The organism is Acinetobacter sp. ABJ_C4_1, from assembly GCF_044538495.1.
Lineage (GTDB): Bacteria > Pseudomonadota > Gammaproteobacteria > Pseudomonadales > Moraxellaceae > Acinetobacter > Acinetobacter nosocomialis_A.
The window spans coordinates 35670-51486 of record NZ_JBIUCQ010000013.1 but is presented as its reverse complement, the minus strand read 5'-3'; the positions used below and the strand labels follow the sequence as shown (position 1 = coordinate 51486).

Annotated in this window: 11 protein-coding genes and 1 pseudogene; 7 read left to right on the top strand and 5 right to left on the bottom strand. The window is 38.2% G+C overall.

All coding sequences use genetic code 11. From position 1 onward, the window contains the following. The first annotated feature begins 24 nt into the window (after nt 1–24). The 6 genes from ACIF8R_RS14565 to murI all read left to right on the top strand — a co-directional run bounded on the left by ACIF8R_RS14565 (nt 25) and on the right by murI (nt 7267). The gene (locus tag ACIF8R_RS14565; RefSeq protein ID WP_396481543.1) at nt 25–1437 is read left to right on the top strand and encodes an amino acid permease; all 1413 of its coding nucleotides are present in this window, start codon (nt 25–27) and stop codon (nt 1435–1437) included. 51 nt (nt 1438–1488) lie between these two features. Then, a complete protein-coding gene (hutI, locus tag ACIF8R_RS14560; protein WP_347016786.1) occupies nt 1489–2694 on the top strand; it encodes an imidazolonepropionase in 1206 nt (401 codons plus the stop codon). Between the two features lie 10 nt (nt 2695–2704). After that, entirely contained in the window at nt 2705–3625 is a 921-nt protein-coding gene (hutG, locus tag ACIF8R_RS14555; protein WP_396481541.1) for a formimidoylglutamase, read from the top strand. Between the two features lie 254 nt (nt 3626–3879). Continuing rightward, nucleotides 3880–5706 carry a DUF885 domain-containing protein gene (locus tag ACIF8R_RS14550; protein ID WP_396481539.1) on the top strand — a complete coding sequence of 609 codons (1827 nt, stop codon included), beginning with the start codon at nt 3880–3882 and terminating at the stop codon, nt 5704–5706. A gap of 98 nt (nt 5707–5804) precedes the next feature. Continuing rightward, nucleotides 5805–6443 carry an HAD family hydrolase gene (locus tag ACIF8R_RS14545; RefSeq protein ID WP_396481537.1) on the top strand — a complete coding sequence of 213 codons (639 nt, stop codon included), beginning with the start codon at nt 5805–5807 and terminating at the stop codon, nt 6441–6443. A 23-nt stretch (nt 6444–6466) separates the two neighbouring features. Beyond that, nucleotides 6467–7267: a glutamate racemase gene (murI, locus tag ACIF8R_RS14540; RefSeq protein ID WP_396481535.1), complete on the top strand. Its 801-nt coding sequence runs from the start codon at nt 6467–6469 to the stop codon at nt 7265–7267. A gap of 61 nt (nt 7268–7328) precedes the next feature. Here the strand turns inward: murI and ACIF8R_RS14535 are convergent, their stop codons facing one another. Next, a complete protein-coding gene (locus ACIF8R_RS14535) occupies nt 7329–8540 on the bottom strand; it encodes a hypothetical protein (protein WP_396481533.1) in 1212 nt (403 codons plus the stop codon). A gap of 1001 nt (nt 8541–9541) precedes the next feature. Here ACIF8R_RS14535 and ACIF8R_RS14530 point away from each other — a divergent pair. Further along, nucleotides 9542–9773, top strand: a pseudogene (locus ACIF8R_RS14530) (hypothetical protein). Between the two features lie 348 nt (nt 9774–10121). Here ACIF8R_RS14530 and ACIF8R_RS14525 read toward each other — a convergent pair. The 4 genes from ACIF8R_RS14525 to ACIF8R_RS14510 are packed head-to-tail and all read right to left on the bottom strand — an operon-like array spanning nt 10122 to nt 15659. Continuing rightward, nucleotides 10122–10925 carry a hypothetical protein gene (locus tag ACIF8R_RS14525; protein WP_396481531.1) on the bottom strand — a complete coding sequence of 268 codons (804 nt, stop codon included), beginning with the start codon at nt 10923–10925 and terminating at the stop codon, nt 10122–10124. Then, nucleotides 10925–12487, bottom strand: a complete 1563-nt coding sequence (locus ACIF8R_RS14520; RefSeq protein ID WP_396481529.1) for an AAA family ATPase — start codon at nt 12485–12487, stop codon at nt 10925–10927. Before ACIF8R_RS14520 ends, ACIF8R_RS14525 begins: the two co-directional genes overlap by 1 nt. Then, on the bottom strand, nt 12484–14124 hold the full coding sequence (locus tag ACIF8R_RS14515) for a restriction endonuclease subunit S (protein ID WP_396481527.1): 1641 nt from the start codon (nt 14122–14124) through the stop codon (nt 12484–12486). The genes ACIF8R_RS14520 and ACIF8R_RS14515 overlap by 4 nt, the downstream gene beginning before the upstream one ends. After that, nucleotides 14124–15659 carry an N-6 DNA methylase gene (locus ACIF8R_RS14510; RefSeq protein WP_396481525.1) on the bottom strand — a complete coding sequence of 512 codons (1536 nt, stop codon included), beginning with the start codon at nt 15657–15659 and terminating at the stop codon, nt 14124–14126. Before ACIF8R_RS14510 ends, ACIF8R_RS14515 begins: the two co-directional genes overlap by 1 nt. Between the last annotated feature and the right edge of the window lie 158 nt (nt 15660–15817).

Genomic DNA, 15817 nt, shown 5'->3' with positions numbered 1-15817 from the left:
TTTCCTCAAGGATTGGAGATTAAAATGTCACAAAACTCCACACTACAGCGGGGTTTGAACACCCGCCATATTCGTTTCTTGGCATTGGGCTCAGCAATTGGAACTGGGCTTTTCTATGGTTCGGCGACTGCTATCAAAATGGCAGGGCCTTCAGTATTACTTGCGTATATCGTTGCAGGGATTGCAATTTATATTGTTATGCGCGCACTGGGTGAAATGGCTGTCCATAACCCTGTCTCTGGCTCATTCAGCCACTATGCATCTCAGTACATTGGTCCGTTGGCTGGTTTTACCACAGGTTGGACCTATGTTTTTGAGATGGTGATTGTTGCAATTGCCGATGTCACTGCGTTTGGTATTTATATGGGGTTCTGGTATCCCGATGTACCGCGGTGGATCTGGATTTTGTCTCTCATCATGTTCTTGGGTGCAATTAACCTTATTCATGTAAAAGTCTTTGGTGAACTCGAATTTTGGCTTTCAATTGTCAAAGTCAGTGCCATTGTTGCCATGATTGTCGGTGGTTTAGGCCTTATGTTTTATGGCTTCCATGTTGATCACAGCAATGTTGTACCGGGGCTTCAAAACCTATGGATTTATGATGGTTTCATGCCGCATGGTATTGCAGGTTTAGTGGCATGTTTATCTGTAGTTGTGTTTGCCTTTGGTGGTATCGAAATTATTGGTTTAACGGCAGGTGAGTCACAAGACCCGAAAACCACCTTACCAAAAGCAATTAATGCTGTTCCAGTCCGTATTTTACTGTTCTATGTGTTGACTATTTTTGTACTTATGTCGATTTTCCCATGGAACCAGATTGGTAGCCAAGGCAGTCCGTTTGTACAAATTTTTGAAAACTTAGGCATTAAATCTGCTGCAAATATTTTAAACGTTGTGGTGGTAACTGCTGCAATTTCAGCAATTAACAGTGATGTATTTGGTGCAGGCCGTATGTTGTACGGTATGGCAAATCGTGGTCAAGCACCGCAAGTGTTCAAGAAACTTTCACGTAATGGTGTGCCTTGGATGACTGTTGTGGTTATGGCTGGCGTACTGTTAATTGGCGTAGTGTTGAACTACCTGATTCCTGAAAATGTATTTGTCATCATTGCATCAATTGCAACGTTTGCAACAGTTTGGGTATGGCTCATGATCTTGCTTTCGCAAGTGGCGATGCGCCGTAAATTATCTACTGCTGAAATTAAGGCACTGGATTTCCCTGTATTCGGCTGGCCATATGCACCTGCTTTTGCAATCGGGTTTATGGTGTTCATTTTAGTGATGATGGGCTACTTCCCAGACTCGCGTCCTGCAATTTATGTAGGTGCGGCATGGCTTGCTCTATTAACCATTGCGTATCGCATTTGGGTAAAGCCGGAGCAAAGCTTGGGAAAGGAAAGTGAGCCTGTCCAGCAAAACATAGAAATGGAAAGCTAACAAATCAACTGCCCAATGGTTTTACTGTTGGGCAGTTTCGAGGATAGGCTAATGAAAAAACTTTGGCAGAACTGCCATATTGCGACCATGCAAAATGGGCAATATTCTTATATCGAAGATGCTGCAATTGTTACCGAAGGGCATCTCATCCATTGGATTGGAAAACAACAACAACTTCCTGCCGACACTTACTCCGAAACAGTTGACTTAAATGGTGCTTGGGTGACCCCAGGTTTCATCGACTGTCATACGCATAGTGTTTTTGGTGGCAACCGTAGTGTTGAGTTTGAAAAACGCTTACAAGGCGTGAGTTATGCTGAAATTGCAGCGAGCGGTGGTGGTATTGCCAGCACAGTACGCGCAACGCGTGAAGCCAGCGAAGAACAATTACTGAAATCAGCCCTTAAGCGTATTCGTTGCATGCAACAAGATGGTGTAACGACCATCGAAATTAAGTCTGGTTACGGACTCAATTACGAAAACGAGCGCAAAATGCTGCGTGTGATCCGTCAAATTGGTGAAAAATTACCAATGACGGTCAAAAGCACGTGTTTAGCTGCTCATGCTCTGCCACCAGAGTACAAAGATCAAAGCGATGCTTATATCGAGCATATTTGTACAGAAATGTTGCCTAAACTACATGCTGAAGGTTTAGTCGATGCAGTAGATGCGTTCTGCGAACATTTAGCATTTTCACCCGCTCAGGTTGAACGTGTTTTTAAAACGGCACAATCATTGGGTCTACCCGTTAAGCTTCATGCAGAGCAGCTTTCATCGTTAGGTGGCTCAAGCTTGGCAGCACGTTATCATGCTTTGTCGGCTGACCATTTGGAGTACATGACCGAAGATGATGTCAAAGCAATGGCAGAGTCGGGTACGGTTGCTGTGTTACTACCGGGTGCCTTTTATCTATTACGTGAAACACAATATCCACCGATTGAAAGCCTCATTAAACATGGCGTGCGTATTGCGCTGTCGAGTGATTTAAATCCGGGCACATCTCCAGCACTTTCTGTACGTTTAATGCTGAATATGGGCAGTACGCTCTTCCGTTTAACGCCTGAGCAAGCATTAGCAGGTGTCACTATTCATGCGGCACAAGCACTCGGTTTAGAGCAAACGCACGGCAGTCTGGAGCAGGGCAAAGTCGCTGACTTTGTGGCTTGGGATATTGAACATCCATCTGAAATTGTTTACTGGCTTGGCGGAGATTTGCCTAAGCGAGTCGTTCAGCATGGACAAGAAGTTATTTTTTAAACGGTGTCACATGAATCACACATTTAAATGGCAAGGTCGCCATGATGGCGAGGGTGAAGCACACCAACGTATTCACCATATTGTGAATACCACCCAACATGCTGAATTTGCTCTGATTGGTTTTAGCTCTGATGAAGGCGTGAAACGTAACAAAGGCCGAGTTGGTGCTGCCGATGCGCCAGATGCGATTCGCACACAACTTGCTAACTTACCGATTCATCGCCCAGTGAGTCTGGTCGATTTGGGTACGGTGACCTGCGAATATGAGAATTTAGAGCAAGCACAAACCGAGTTAGCTGAACATGTCGCAAACAGCCTACAAAATGGTTTAAAGCCGATTGTGTTGGGCGGTGGACATGAAGTCGCTTTTGGTAGCTTTAGCGGTCTATTCCAATATGTACAAGCCCACGCGCCAAATAAAAAAATAGGCATTATTAATTTCGATGCCCATTTTGATTTGCGTGAAGCAGAGCATGCCACGTCTGGAACACCTTTTTTACAAGCGGCAAGGCTTTCAGAACAGCATCAAAAACAATTTAATTATTTATGTATTGGGGTTGCCAACCATGCCAATACTAAAGTTTTGTTTGATACAGCCGATGCGCTAAATTGTTCATATTTACGCGATCATGAGGTTAATATTTTTAACCTACCAAACGTGCTTGCAGCGGTTGATGCTTTTATTGAAAAAGTAGACTGTTTGTACGTTACGATTGATTTAGATGTCTTCGCGGCTGCGGTTGCACCGGGGGTCAGTGCACCAGCTGTAAAAGGAATTGATTTAGCCACTTTCGAAGCAATTTTTAAGCATATTCAAGAGACTGGAAAAATCAAACTTTTAGATATTGCTGAGTGCAATCCAAAATTTGATTTAGACAATCGAACAGCAAAACTGGCTGCGTATATTGTTTATCAATATTTGTTTTCTTGAGAAACAATTTTTAATGTAGAAATGAAAAAGTGCACTGAGATCGCTCATGTGCGCTTTTTTTTGACTTTCTGGTAAATTAAAGTCAGATACGGAATATAGATAGCAACTATAAATAATTTAATTAAAAAGAAAATTAATTTATAAAATCATTGAGTTAAAAAAATACTCGATTTTTACACTATTTTATAGGCTGCTTGGCACGTAATTTGTTTTGTCTATATTTTAAACTTCGTTAAATATTTCTGGATAATTAAATGAAAAACAGAACCTTACATTATGCTTGTATCAGTGTTTTATTTTGGATGTCTCATTCTTCTCATGCTACACCTCCCGAAATAAATACAAATACCACCGAAAAATCACAAGCTAAACAAAACAGTGATGTCTCTGTTCGGGTGAAAGCTTTAAACCAGCTTTTACAAGAACAGTGGGAATATACTTTAAAAAATAATCCTGAAACTGCAACGACTTTAGGCGATTTACGCTACAACGATCGATGGACCGAGTTTTCAAAAAATCAGATTGAGAAAGATAAAAAAACTACTCAAAATTTTTTAAAACGTTTTGAAGCGATTGATAGCACAGGATTTTCAGCAACTGATCAATTAAATAAAGACTTAATGATTTATCAGTTGAAAGAGACGCTTAAAAGTTATGATTTGAAACTCTATGAGATGCCTTTCAATCAAATGTGGGGACTACATTTACAATTTCCGGGATTTATTAGTTCGATTCCATTTAACAATGCTAAACAATATCAAGACTATATTGCTCGTTTAAAACAAATTCCTCTTATTCTTGATCAAGGTATTCAGTTAGCGAAACAAGGACAAAAAGATGGTTTGATACCACCGAAATATTTACTTGAAAAAGTGGCAAAGCAGATTGATAGCATTGCAACTCCAGCAGGGAAAGACAGTGTGTTTGCTTCGCCATTAAAGCAATTTCCAAAAAACATTTCGAAAGCAGAACAAGAACGTTTAAGCCGTGAAATACTACAGGCCATAGATCAGAATGTTCGGCCTGCTTATCAAAAACTCGGTACGTTTATTCAGAAAGATTACTTACCCTATGGACGACAACACGAGGGTATCTGGAGCTTGCCAAACGGTGACGAACTCTATCGCTTTTATGTAGAAAACAATACGACAACCTCGGAAAGCCCTGAAACTATTCATCAGCTTGGGTTAAAAGAAGTTGCTCGTATAGAAGCGGAAATGCTGAAAATTGCTAAAGCACAAGGTTTCAATGACTTAAAAAGTTTCCAACAATCTTTAAAAACAAATCCTGCGGTTTTCCCAAAATCTCGTGAAGAAATTTTAGAGATTTATCGTGGATATATTGCCCAAATGCAACCAGAGTTGCCGAAGCTGTTTGGTTTATTACCCAAAAATAAAGTCGAAGTTTTACCTGTAGAGCAATATCGAGAAAAAGAAGCGGCAGGTGCCGAGTATCATCAAGGCACGCCTGATGGTTCACGCCCCGGACAGGTGTATGTAAATACTGGCGACTTCTCTGAACGTTCCAAAATATCAATGGAAGCGACCGCTTACCATGAGGCAATTCCCGGCCACCATATGCAGATTGATATTGCCCAAAACCTGCCAAATTTGCCGATGTTCCGAAAGCAACCCAACCATACTGCCTATATAGAAGGATGGGCACTTTATGCCGAGCAATTGGGTAAAGACGTTGGTTTCTATAAAGACCCGCTTTCAGACTATGGAAGACTATCGAGTGAGTTGTTCCGTGCTTGTCGTTTAGTGGTGGACACAGGTGTACATTATAAAAAGTGGACCCGTCAGCAAATGATTGATTTTATGCGTGAACACTCAGCTTTAGATGAACCAGATATTCAGGCAGAGGCAGACCGCTATATTGCTATTCCTGCCCAAGCATTGGCATACAAGATGGGCCAACTCAAAATTTTAGAGCTACGGGAGCTTGCGAAACAGGAGCTTGGAGACCGTTTTGATATCAAAGCGTTCCACGACATGGTTTTAAATGCAGGAACCTTGCCTTTAAATATACTCGATGCCCGTATTAAAAATTGGATAAAGGAACAAAAAGCGGCAGCTTAAAATAAATTCGAAATTTAGGTCAGGTCCTCGTTGGGCCTGATTTAAAAACCAATAGAAAACAGAATATAATAATAAAAAATATATTTTCGAAACTAGAAATGGAAAAAAACCTAAAAGAATATCAGGCTATTATTTTTGATTTAGATGGCACCTTAGTCGACTCCTTTCATTTTTTTCTAAGCGTTTTAAATCAACTTTCCGCAAAGTATAAGTTTAAATCGGTAAGCCTCCACGAAGTCGAGTACTACAAACAACTTACGCCTAGAGAAATTATGAAAGAGATGAATGTTTCTAGGTGGAAACTGCCTTGGATTGCGAAAGATTTTATTCGGTTAATGAAAGAAAGAGATGAAGAAATTCATCTGTTTGAAGGCATGCGAGACCACTTAATTGAACTGCATAAGCAAGGGTATATGCTCGCAATTATTACTTCAAACTCTAAAGAAAACTGTCAAAATGTACTGGGTAAAGAACTCTGTGAGCTTTTTAGTCATATTGATGGCGGCTCGTCTATATTTGGCAAAGCAAAGCGAATTAAGCGTGTTCTCAACATTTTGGATGTAAATAAAAACCAAGCAATTTATGTCGGCGACCAAACCACCGATGGCGAAGCTGCACATGAAGCAGGTATTGATTTTGCTGCGGTAGGTTGGGGCTATACATCGGCCGAAAAATTAAAAACCATTCAGCCCAAAGTCGTGCTCACAGACTTGGCAACCATGAAAGAATTTTTCTAAATACATGAAATACAGGACCAACCATGAATAACAATAACAACCCGATTGGAATGATTGATTCTGGCTTAGGCGGGTTGTCTCTCTTTAAGCATATTCGGCAGGCTCTTCCGAATGAAGATATTATTTATTTTGCAGACTCGAAATATGTCCCTTATGGAGACAGGGAAAGTGACTGGATTGTTTCACGAACCACGCATTTAATTTCAAACCTAGTGACTCATGGCAAATGCAAAGCGATCGTGATTGCTTGTAACACCATGACGGCCGTAGCGGTTGAAACGATTAGAGCGCAAATTGGTGTGCCGCTTATAGCAATAGAACCAGCGGTAAAACCTGCTGTGGCAATGACCGTGAGCAAGCATATTGCTGTTTTGGCAACTGCCACTACGGTGAGGGGTAAAAACTTAAAAAGTTTAATTGAAACGTATGCGCAAGATATTAAAGTGTCTTTGGTGCCTTGTATTGGCTTAGCTGAAAAAATTGAAACGGGTAAAGCACATACCGCGGAAGTTAAGGATTATTTAAAAAATATTTTGGCGCCGTTGGTCGAGCAAAAAGTCGATACGATTATTTTAGGATGCACACATTATCCGTTTGTTTCAGATACGATTCAGGAAATTGTAGGTCGTGATATTCAAATTATTGAGCCTTCGGAGGCTGTGACAGCGCAATTAATTCGGCAGCTCAATCAATATCATTTAAATTCTGAAAGTCCAAATGAGGGGAATCATATTATTTGGACCAGTTCAGACCCGTTGGAAGTTGCGGACGTTAGTTTTTCTTTGTTAGGTACGCATTTACCTGTAAAAGATATCGCAATATAAATTTTATAAAGATGGTAAGAGCATTTTCTCTTACCATCTTATGTTCTAGCTCAAATTAAGCTTATTTCAATTCCCAGCGCTGTCTCGGATCATTAGATCGTTGACTAATACCTACAGATGAACCCCAGAGATGCGTTAGTACAGCATCTGGTTGTCCTTCTACAAAGATATAACCATCTTCAAATGCCCAATTAGTTTGGTACTGGCGACCCGCGCCTTGCAAGAAGACATTACCACTATGCCAATTAACTGGTTTTATTTCTTTACCATTGGTACTGTTTAATGCTGTTTGCAGTTGTTCAAAAGACTCATTTGATTTTAAGCTGACTTTTAAAATCTTTTTGACTGTCTCCATATTTTTTTCATTCGTATGTAAATCTAGTGCTTTTCTAAGCTCTAAAAGGACTTTTACGGCTTCTTTTTTGAGGTCTTGAGTATTTTCATATTCTTTATATGCTTTTACACGAAGCTCTTGCAGGTTCTCTTTTTTCATATTTTTTAGTAGAGCATCGATATTTTGATGGCGTAAATGCAATCGGAACTCTGATCTTGTAGTCCAATCTTTTTGATCCAAGACATCTAATTGCACAGAGGCAAGAATAATCTTATAGAGTTGTTCATTCTGCTGAGTGAAAGGACTATTAGGTAAATCTTTAAGTTCAGGAATATCTAAAAATAGCAACGGAGAGGAAGCATATTCATGGAACTTTTGTTCGATGCGATGAATTGACTCATGAGCGAGTACGGCATTTAAATATTCGTTCAGCTTAGTCTCATCAAGTTTACCAACAAGCTCCGATTTAATCGTTTCTTCGCCATTACTATAAATAAAAGTCTCTAATAAACGAACGATATCAAGACAATCACTGGTTTTTAAATGGGCGAGTGTTTCTTCATCTTGCTTTGGTAAAAGACTAAGGAAATGCTCTAAGTCTTTATCAAATAATTTATAAGCAATCGCATTTGTTTCAACACGAGCACCGAGCACCCAACTAGAACGGATATCTTTAACTTTGTTGTATAGCTTATTCTCTCGGCCACTACGATAGTCGCGGCTCTCAAAATACCAAAGCTCTTCGTCTATATTTTTAACCTTGTCATGTACCGTAAATTCTCGATCGGCGGTATGAGTATACGCTAACTGACCCGTTTCACCACGTGCAGTTACTGCATCTTGCATACCATGGATATAGCCACCATGTGCACTCGCGATACATGCACCTGTTTCTTTGTTAACGATTCTAAAGTTTCCACCTGGAAATCCATTAGCCATGATAAGTTGCTCCTTATATTTAGAAAGTTTTTGTAATAGTCGAAATTTATAGTTATTAGGCAAATTTCGAAGCGTGATTTATATCATGATTTTTCATGTAAAAAGCCAAGTGTTTTTGTTGGTTTTTGTATATAACATGTTGATTTAGTTGTATTTATTAGAATGTCTTAATAAAGGCCAGAGACTATGCTTTAGAGCTTTATAAATTCAATAAAGCTATAGAGAAATAAGTTCTGGAAAAGATGCTAGAAGTGTTCGCTTATCAACTTATGGGGTAGGGGCGTTCTATAAGTTATTTTTATAGCTAAATCGTCTTTATCTTAGAGTCATTTATATAAACTATTAAATTAGTATTAACGAATAATCTATTTTATTAACTAAATATATATAACCCAAGTTTATATTTTAAATTTAATTAAAAGTCATAAATATAATAAGAAGGACAATATTATTTAAATATGAATAAAATGATTATATTTAAACTTTTTTATTAAAATAAATTGACGTACTTAAAATCACCGATTATTATTTCGTTGCTGGCCTACATTGCCAGACGGTTTTGACAGACCGTACTTAGCAAATGGGTTATACTTTCTGAGTATTTCCCATGTGGAACCTTTGTGCCCCCTTTTTCTCTATGGTAGGGCGGAAGGGGGACGCGTTCGCGCGTGCTGGTCGCTAAGTCTAGTCTGTCAACCCTCTTTCGTTCTACCACCCTAAATTAGTTCGCGGTGATTTGGTGGTAGAACTCCATTTTTAAGGAGTTGGCCATGCCATTATTCAAACTCATTTTCTCTTTTAGTTAACTATTTTATTTATTTAAAATATGGGTTTTTTGCGACCTGATTTTTTAAATTTATAAATTATTTCTATTTAAAATTTTAATTATTTTATTTTCCTATGATTGTGGGAGGATTAATTGTTATTTGAAAAATTATTTTAATATTTAATTGAATCATATTTTTATTTTATTTAAATTTATAAATAATCATGAGAATAATATGAAACTTCATAAATTTATATTAGTTTTAAACCTTGTGGTCGGTGCTTACGGTATTACAAACGATGACGCCAATGCTCAGCAGGAATTTAAAAGAATTTGTTCACCTCAAACCGTACAACGTTTAAAACGCACCAGTTTGCAAAGTCCTGTTCTCCCACAGGACTTTGCCCCTAACTTGTTCAGCCGTATTCAACGCTGCGATAAAACTGAAATGGGCTAAGTTCGCTTAGCTCTTTTATCTCTGTGTCGCAATGATGTCTCAAGCTTTAAATCAGCGCAAAAGTAAAAGTCTGTTGTGACACGGGGTCCTAGGGGAGTGTCCTTTATGTTCTGGTATGAACGCAATTAGAAAGCCCGATATGTAACGCATATCGGGCTTTCTAATAAATGAGTTATCAAAGCGATGGTGGCTTTTGTTTTTGAAAAAATAAATTTTAAAATCAATAATTTAAAAAATATATACTAGTTGATTTTTACATTAAAGCCTTAAACTTTCTTTAAGGCTTTAATGTCTGAATTTATAATATCGTTTTAAACTAAGCTATACTGCCTTTATTAAGTTCTTTACAAGTCATGAGTTAATCTAAATTTAGTATATCTTTTACCTCTGGAAGTTCTCTATGCGCGCGTAAGTAGACAATAGCTGCACGTGATAACATTTCAGTATTATCCACCATACTTCTCAACTTAGCCTTAGCCGTTTGTACATTATCATTATTTTTTATATTTTTAATTTGTTTTTCCACTTCTATACGTACATCATTTCTGGCTCTAGTTAATCTCTTTTCATCAAGATGAAATATCTCGGTAGAATTGTTTACCTTTGTTTGCTGGCTATCCGTTGCGTCTGGTTTCGGAATTGGGTATCCATCATTATCAAACCAAAGTAATTTTTCATCATCAATGTTAAAAGGATCTAAAAAGTATGGACGCTCATTGCTTAGATTGATCTCGTCGAGAGGTGTAAAGGCTCTAACCTCTGGGTTCTCAAGTGGGAAACGACATCCTTTACCACCCTGAGTTTCTTCAAAAACTCTGCGGCTATTACAAAATGTACAAGCACATCTATAATTTTGCCAATCGAATGCTAACCACCAGTAACCATCATGTGTTTTATCATCATCAACCTTATTTTTGGGTCTGAAATGATCAACTGTCATATCTGACCGTAATATCTCAGTTTCACAATACCAACATTTATGCTGTAAATGTGGAGGTAGCAGTTCATAGAAAGCTCGCCAAACATTTGATGATGCCTGAAGTATAGCTTTTCTTGTATTTGCGTCCGGAGCAGAAAGTAATTTATCTCTTGCTTGGTTAGCCATATCTCTCCAAGCCTGATTCAAGCATCTCTCAATATTATCTTTAGAAATCCATCTCATTACTGACTTCCCTCATATTTAACATGATACTTCTGACGAAGAAATTCAAGGTAATCTGGGTCATCCGTTGCTAAATTAAAACCCAATTCTTCAAGTTCAGAATTCAGTCTAGTTAAATATTGCTCTTCATCCTCTGGCTGAAAACCCTCTTCTCGAACTATTTTTTCTTTTGACAATATTTCTTTTGCTGCAAGCAGGTTTCTGCTTGTCAGCCTTTGGTTAGTGTCATCGTCGAGTGTTGTTTTTAAACCAAACATGTCGCTACGCAAAATTAAATTGATCCCCATTCCACGAGGATTTTCATCAGGCATGTTGGCGGATATTTGATTTTCATTATCTCGTTTCATTACTTGTACTTGTTCTTTTTCCAACTCTGCAATAGCTAGAGGATGGTGAGTCACCATTAGTAAATGGCAGGTTTCAGGAGTAGGTACAAATTCATGTAGGAATTTAAGATATTTAACAGCCCATGATGGATTAAGATGTGTGTCAGGTTCATCAAGTAGAAACAAGGAGTCTTTACCACCTGTGAACTTTAGTAGGCCTAATACAGTCAGTAGCTGTTGTTCACCTTCGCTGAGTTCATGAAAAGTGATAGGATCTTGAGCATAAGTTACTTTAACTCGAATGTGAACTTCAGAAATAATTTCAGAAAGTACCGTACTTTCGAGCATTTTGAAGAAAATACTCGGTGTTAGCTGTTTGGCTATTTCATGGAGGGTTTCAACTGATGGCAAGAATATATGGATAAAATCATTTTTTCTAATTTTTCCTGTAAGGCTGGTATTTTCATTTCTATTAACCTTCACGGGAGCTAAAGCATGAGGGTAAAGTAAATTTAGGAAGTCACGGACAACGCCATCAGCGCCCCAGAATTTGTCCTCTTTATCTTTTTCCCATGCAGGCCGCCTTAACACGAAATGTATTGAATCAAGGCTCTCTATGCCAAGTTCTTTTTGTAAAAAAATACGCTCTCTTTTGAGTTCAGGACTAAGAAAAAAAGCCATCAAAACAAATTGGCTATGAAAAGACTTAGCATAAAATAGCGATCGAATATCTGCCTTCAAGTCGAGCCTGTTATAAAGTAGGTCACGGTAATAATTATCACGATGTTTTCGGAAGTATTTTTCTAATCTATCTGATGGCCCAGAATAGTAGGCGAACAGGAAGTTAGGAAGATACTCCGCTTGTTTATTTTTAATATCACGTGTCACTTTAGAGAACGGTATAAGTTTGAAATCCGCTTTGCTTTTGTGCTTGTCCTTGACAGATACTTGGTATTGTTTTGCTAACGTTCCACGATCTGGATCTGCATCTACTTTGACGTCATACCACTTATCCGAACCTTCTGCACCAAGTTGAAAGTCCAACTCATAAGAAAATATTGGTGCTTCGCCTAAATCAAGATTACGGAATATAACCACTAAAGCTTCTAGAACATTAGATTTGCCAGAACCGTTACGACCTACTATAACGGTCATCAAGTGATTCTCGTCAAAGTCAACTTTTACGTTTTCAAGATTTTTAAAACGTGAGCGAATATGTAGTTTGTCAACTTTCATAGATCATCCTTAGTTTTTTCTTTATTTATTAGTGTTTTAGCTAAGGTGAACCAATCTTGACCATCGTCACCACGCTCAAGTTTTACAATAGATTTTTCGATGGTAAGAGCATTACGGATGTCCAAAAAGAATTGTTCTAGTTGTTCAGTATCGCTGTCACTAGGATAACCTGCTGCTGCTAACAATTGCTGACCGCTTAGAGGCTTTCCAGCTTGTTTTAGTGCTTCAGTTACTTTGATGATCTGTTTGCTCATAAGGTTATCTGTCTTCTTTTTTATAGTGGAACGTTTTGGCTTAGGTTTTCTTTCGATGGTTTCACGATCTGTCTTAATTTTTTTTAATAAGGCTTCAGCACTATTATCATCACTAATTAACTCGGGGTTAGCATCACGCCAATCCGCTGTGAGTTCTCCTCGGAAAGCTTTCGCTAGGATAGATTGAGTCAGATTATTAATACGGGCTAGAGCAGCATTAACTTGTTGCTCGATATGATCAGTTAGAGTGAAAAATTCTTTAATACGGTGGAGAATTTCCTGCTGTTCATCTAAAGGCGGTAGAGAAATAGGGGTATTAGAAACCACCTGTTGATTTATCTTCGGCATATTCCCTGAAGTACCGGTAGCATTTTCTCTAAAGTATTTTCTTACTTTTTGTGAAGATAATACTAGATGCAAGTATTTACCCAATACTTTTTCTGGGTTAGGTGTACATTTCATCATTAAATCAGGATATACATATTGATTATCTTGCCCTTCATAAATTGCGCTTACACCAACATAATCAATAGAGTTTGCACGCTGAATCAAGATATCTCCCTGTCTAACCCAAAGATATGAGTCACTATCAATATTTAAGTCAATATATTTATACTGATTTTCTATAAATTTACCTGATGTTGTTGCAGATAGTGTTAAGTTTCGATATGGGGTTTCATAAGCTACCCCTTTGGGTGAGTGACCATTGCGTGGTTTTCCTTGAATAACATCAAGCAACTTTAATTTTTTCCAGTGGACTAAAGTGATGCTTCGCCATTCCTCGGTTAACTTTCCACTTACACCTGCCATAAGTATAGATTGGCGAGAAGTTTTAAGTATATCGAGAGTAGATTCTAGGCGGATCTTAATCTTAGCAACTTGTGTTAGCAATGCATTTAATTTATCTGCGATAATTTTTTGTTCGGCTAAGGGTGGAAACATAATTTCTGTAGTTTCAAACATTCCCTTAGTTACATGCCTTAAGCCAACTCCGCCATGAGCCCCTGAAATTAACTCATCTAAGGTCTGATTAATCGCATATTGAATAAATCTTTTATCTATAAGAGACTCATTGAACATAACTTTGAATATATGTTGATTGAGCGCGCCTACATCGCCATTCCATATATGTGCGCCAAACGAAGTTCCTGGAGTCCCTGACCAAGCAAAAAGTAGATCACCTTTTTCAACTCTATGCTTACTATCTAACTCCCCATTAAAAAAGTTAAAGTTTGCATCAGGGTTATTTAAATTCTGGATGCGAATAATAGGCAACCCTTTGTCTGTCCATTCTGTAGACTTAAATGCACGACCATTTATCAAATTACAAAATTCACCAATTGAAGTCATACACCAACTTGGTGGAAGCTTGCTGACTTGCATCAATTAGCCCCTTCGAGTACAGCTAATAATGATTCAAGTTCAGCCAAGGCGGCCTCAAGTTCTTCTTTTGCCTCATTCACTAAAATTGCTGGTTCAGGTAAGTTATCAGCATTTACACTTTCTTTATCTTTAAGCCAACTAATATCGAGAGAATCACCTTTGCACTCATCAATCCATTCGCGGCTAAAACAACGCCAGCGAGAATGGGCTAGTTGTTCATTAATATCTTGATTTTCATTTTGGAGTTCTTTATCTATCTCCGTCTCTAAGGCGTCAAAGCTGTATTCACCTTCAGTACGCTTGCTAGTTCCATTAGGATTATCACCAAACACTTTCTCAAATGGACCAAGATGTGGATCTGTACCAAACTCTTCTGATTTAAATCCAATTTCTGAATTACCAAAAGGAGTACGTTTACCAAAATTAGGCATATTGGTACGCAGGTCATATATCCACACATTTTCAGTGCAGTTCTCTTGCTGATATTTGTCTTTAACAGAACCCTTAGTAAAGAATAAAACGTTAGTTTTAACGCCTTGAGCGTAAAAGATCCCCGTGGGCAAGCGTAAGATAGTATGAAGGTTACACCTATTCATTAAGTCACGACGTATATAAGTACCTATGCCGGATTCAAATAGTACGTTATCTGGTAACACTACAGCAGCTCTACCGCCAGCCTTAAGTCCCAAATAAATATGCTGCAAAAAAGCGAATTGCTTATTTGTATTAGGGAAAGGAATATCATTGCGCAAAGGGCGTTGTCCTCCAGCCTTATTACCAAAGGGAGGATTAGCTAAGATTATATCGGCCTTGTCCAACTCTGCCACGTCATCTGTCAACGCATCGCCGTAAACAATATTTGCATCTAAATGATGTAAAAAGATATTCATCAAGCAAATTCGACGAGTATTTTTTTCTATTTCTACGCCTTGATATTTAGGGGGGGTAGTCTGATATTCTTCTTCTGAATATTTGGTTCGAATATAGCTATCAGCAGAAATTAAGAAACCACCACTTCCGGTCGCAGGGTCTTGAATTAAGTTGCCAAGGTTTGGCTGTACTAATCTTATTATACTATTAACTAGAGAGCGTGGAGTGAAGTACTGTCCGGCCCCCGAACGGGTATCCTGAGCACTCTTGTCAATCAAACCACTGTAGAGATCACCAAATCCATCTTTTCCTACTTGATGCCATTCAATTTTGGAAATGCCATCTATAACAGCTTTTAGATTTTCAGAATGGGAAAAAACTGTAGTAGGAAATGCATAAATATTTCTTATAACTTCATTTTCAATATTTGCACCTAAATGAGTAAGCAACTCTTGATAGAATCCCAATAATCCTTTCTCTTCATGGGATTCTAGATCAACCCATCGATAGCCTTCAGGGATAAGTACTTCTGAACCATTTTCCTGAGCAATCTTAAGAAACAATAAATAGCTAAGTTCTGACACATACTGATAGTAGGTAATACCATCACCTCTTAGTATGTTGCATAAACTCCATATTTTTTGAATGACAGTATCTTGTTTCATTGACTCAGTGGGGGCTTAACAGGTGGTAGTAATCTTATGTTATAACGACTCTTTAGACTAGTAGTCATATCGATAATAGAGCCTTATACAGGATCTTACTTTTCCATTTTTTATTTTTAGATTTGTTTTATATGAATCCTTTGAATCAGGCAATAAAA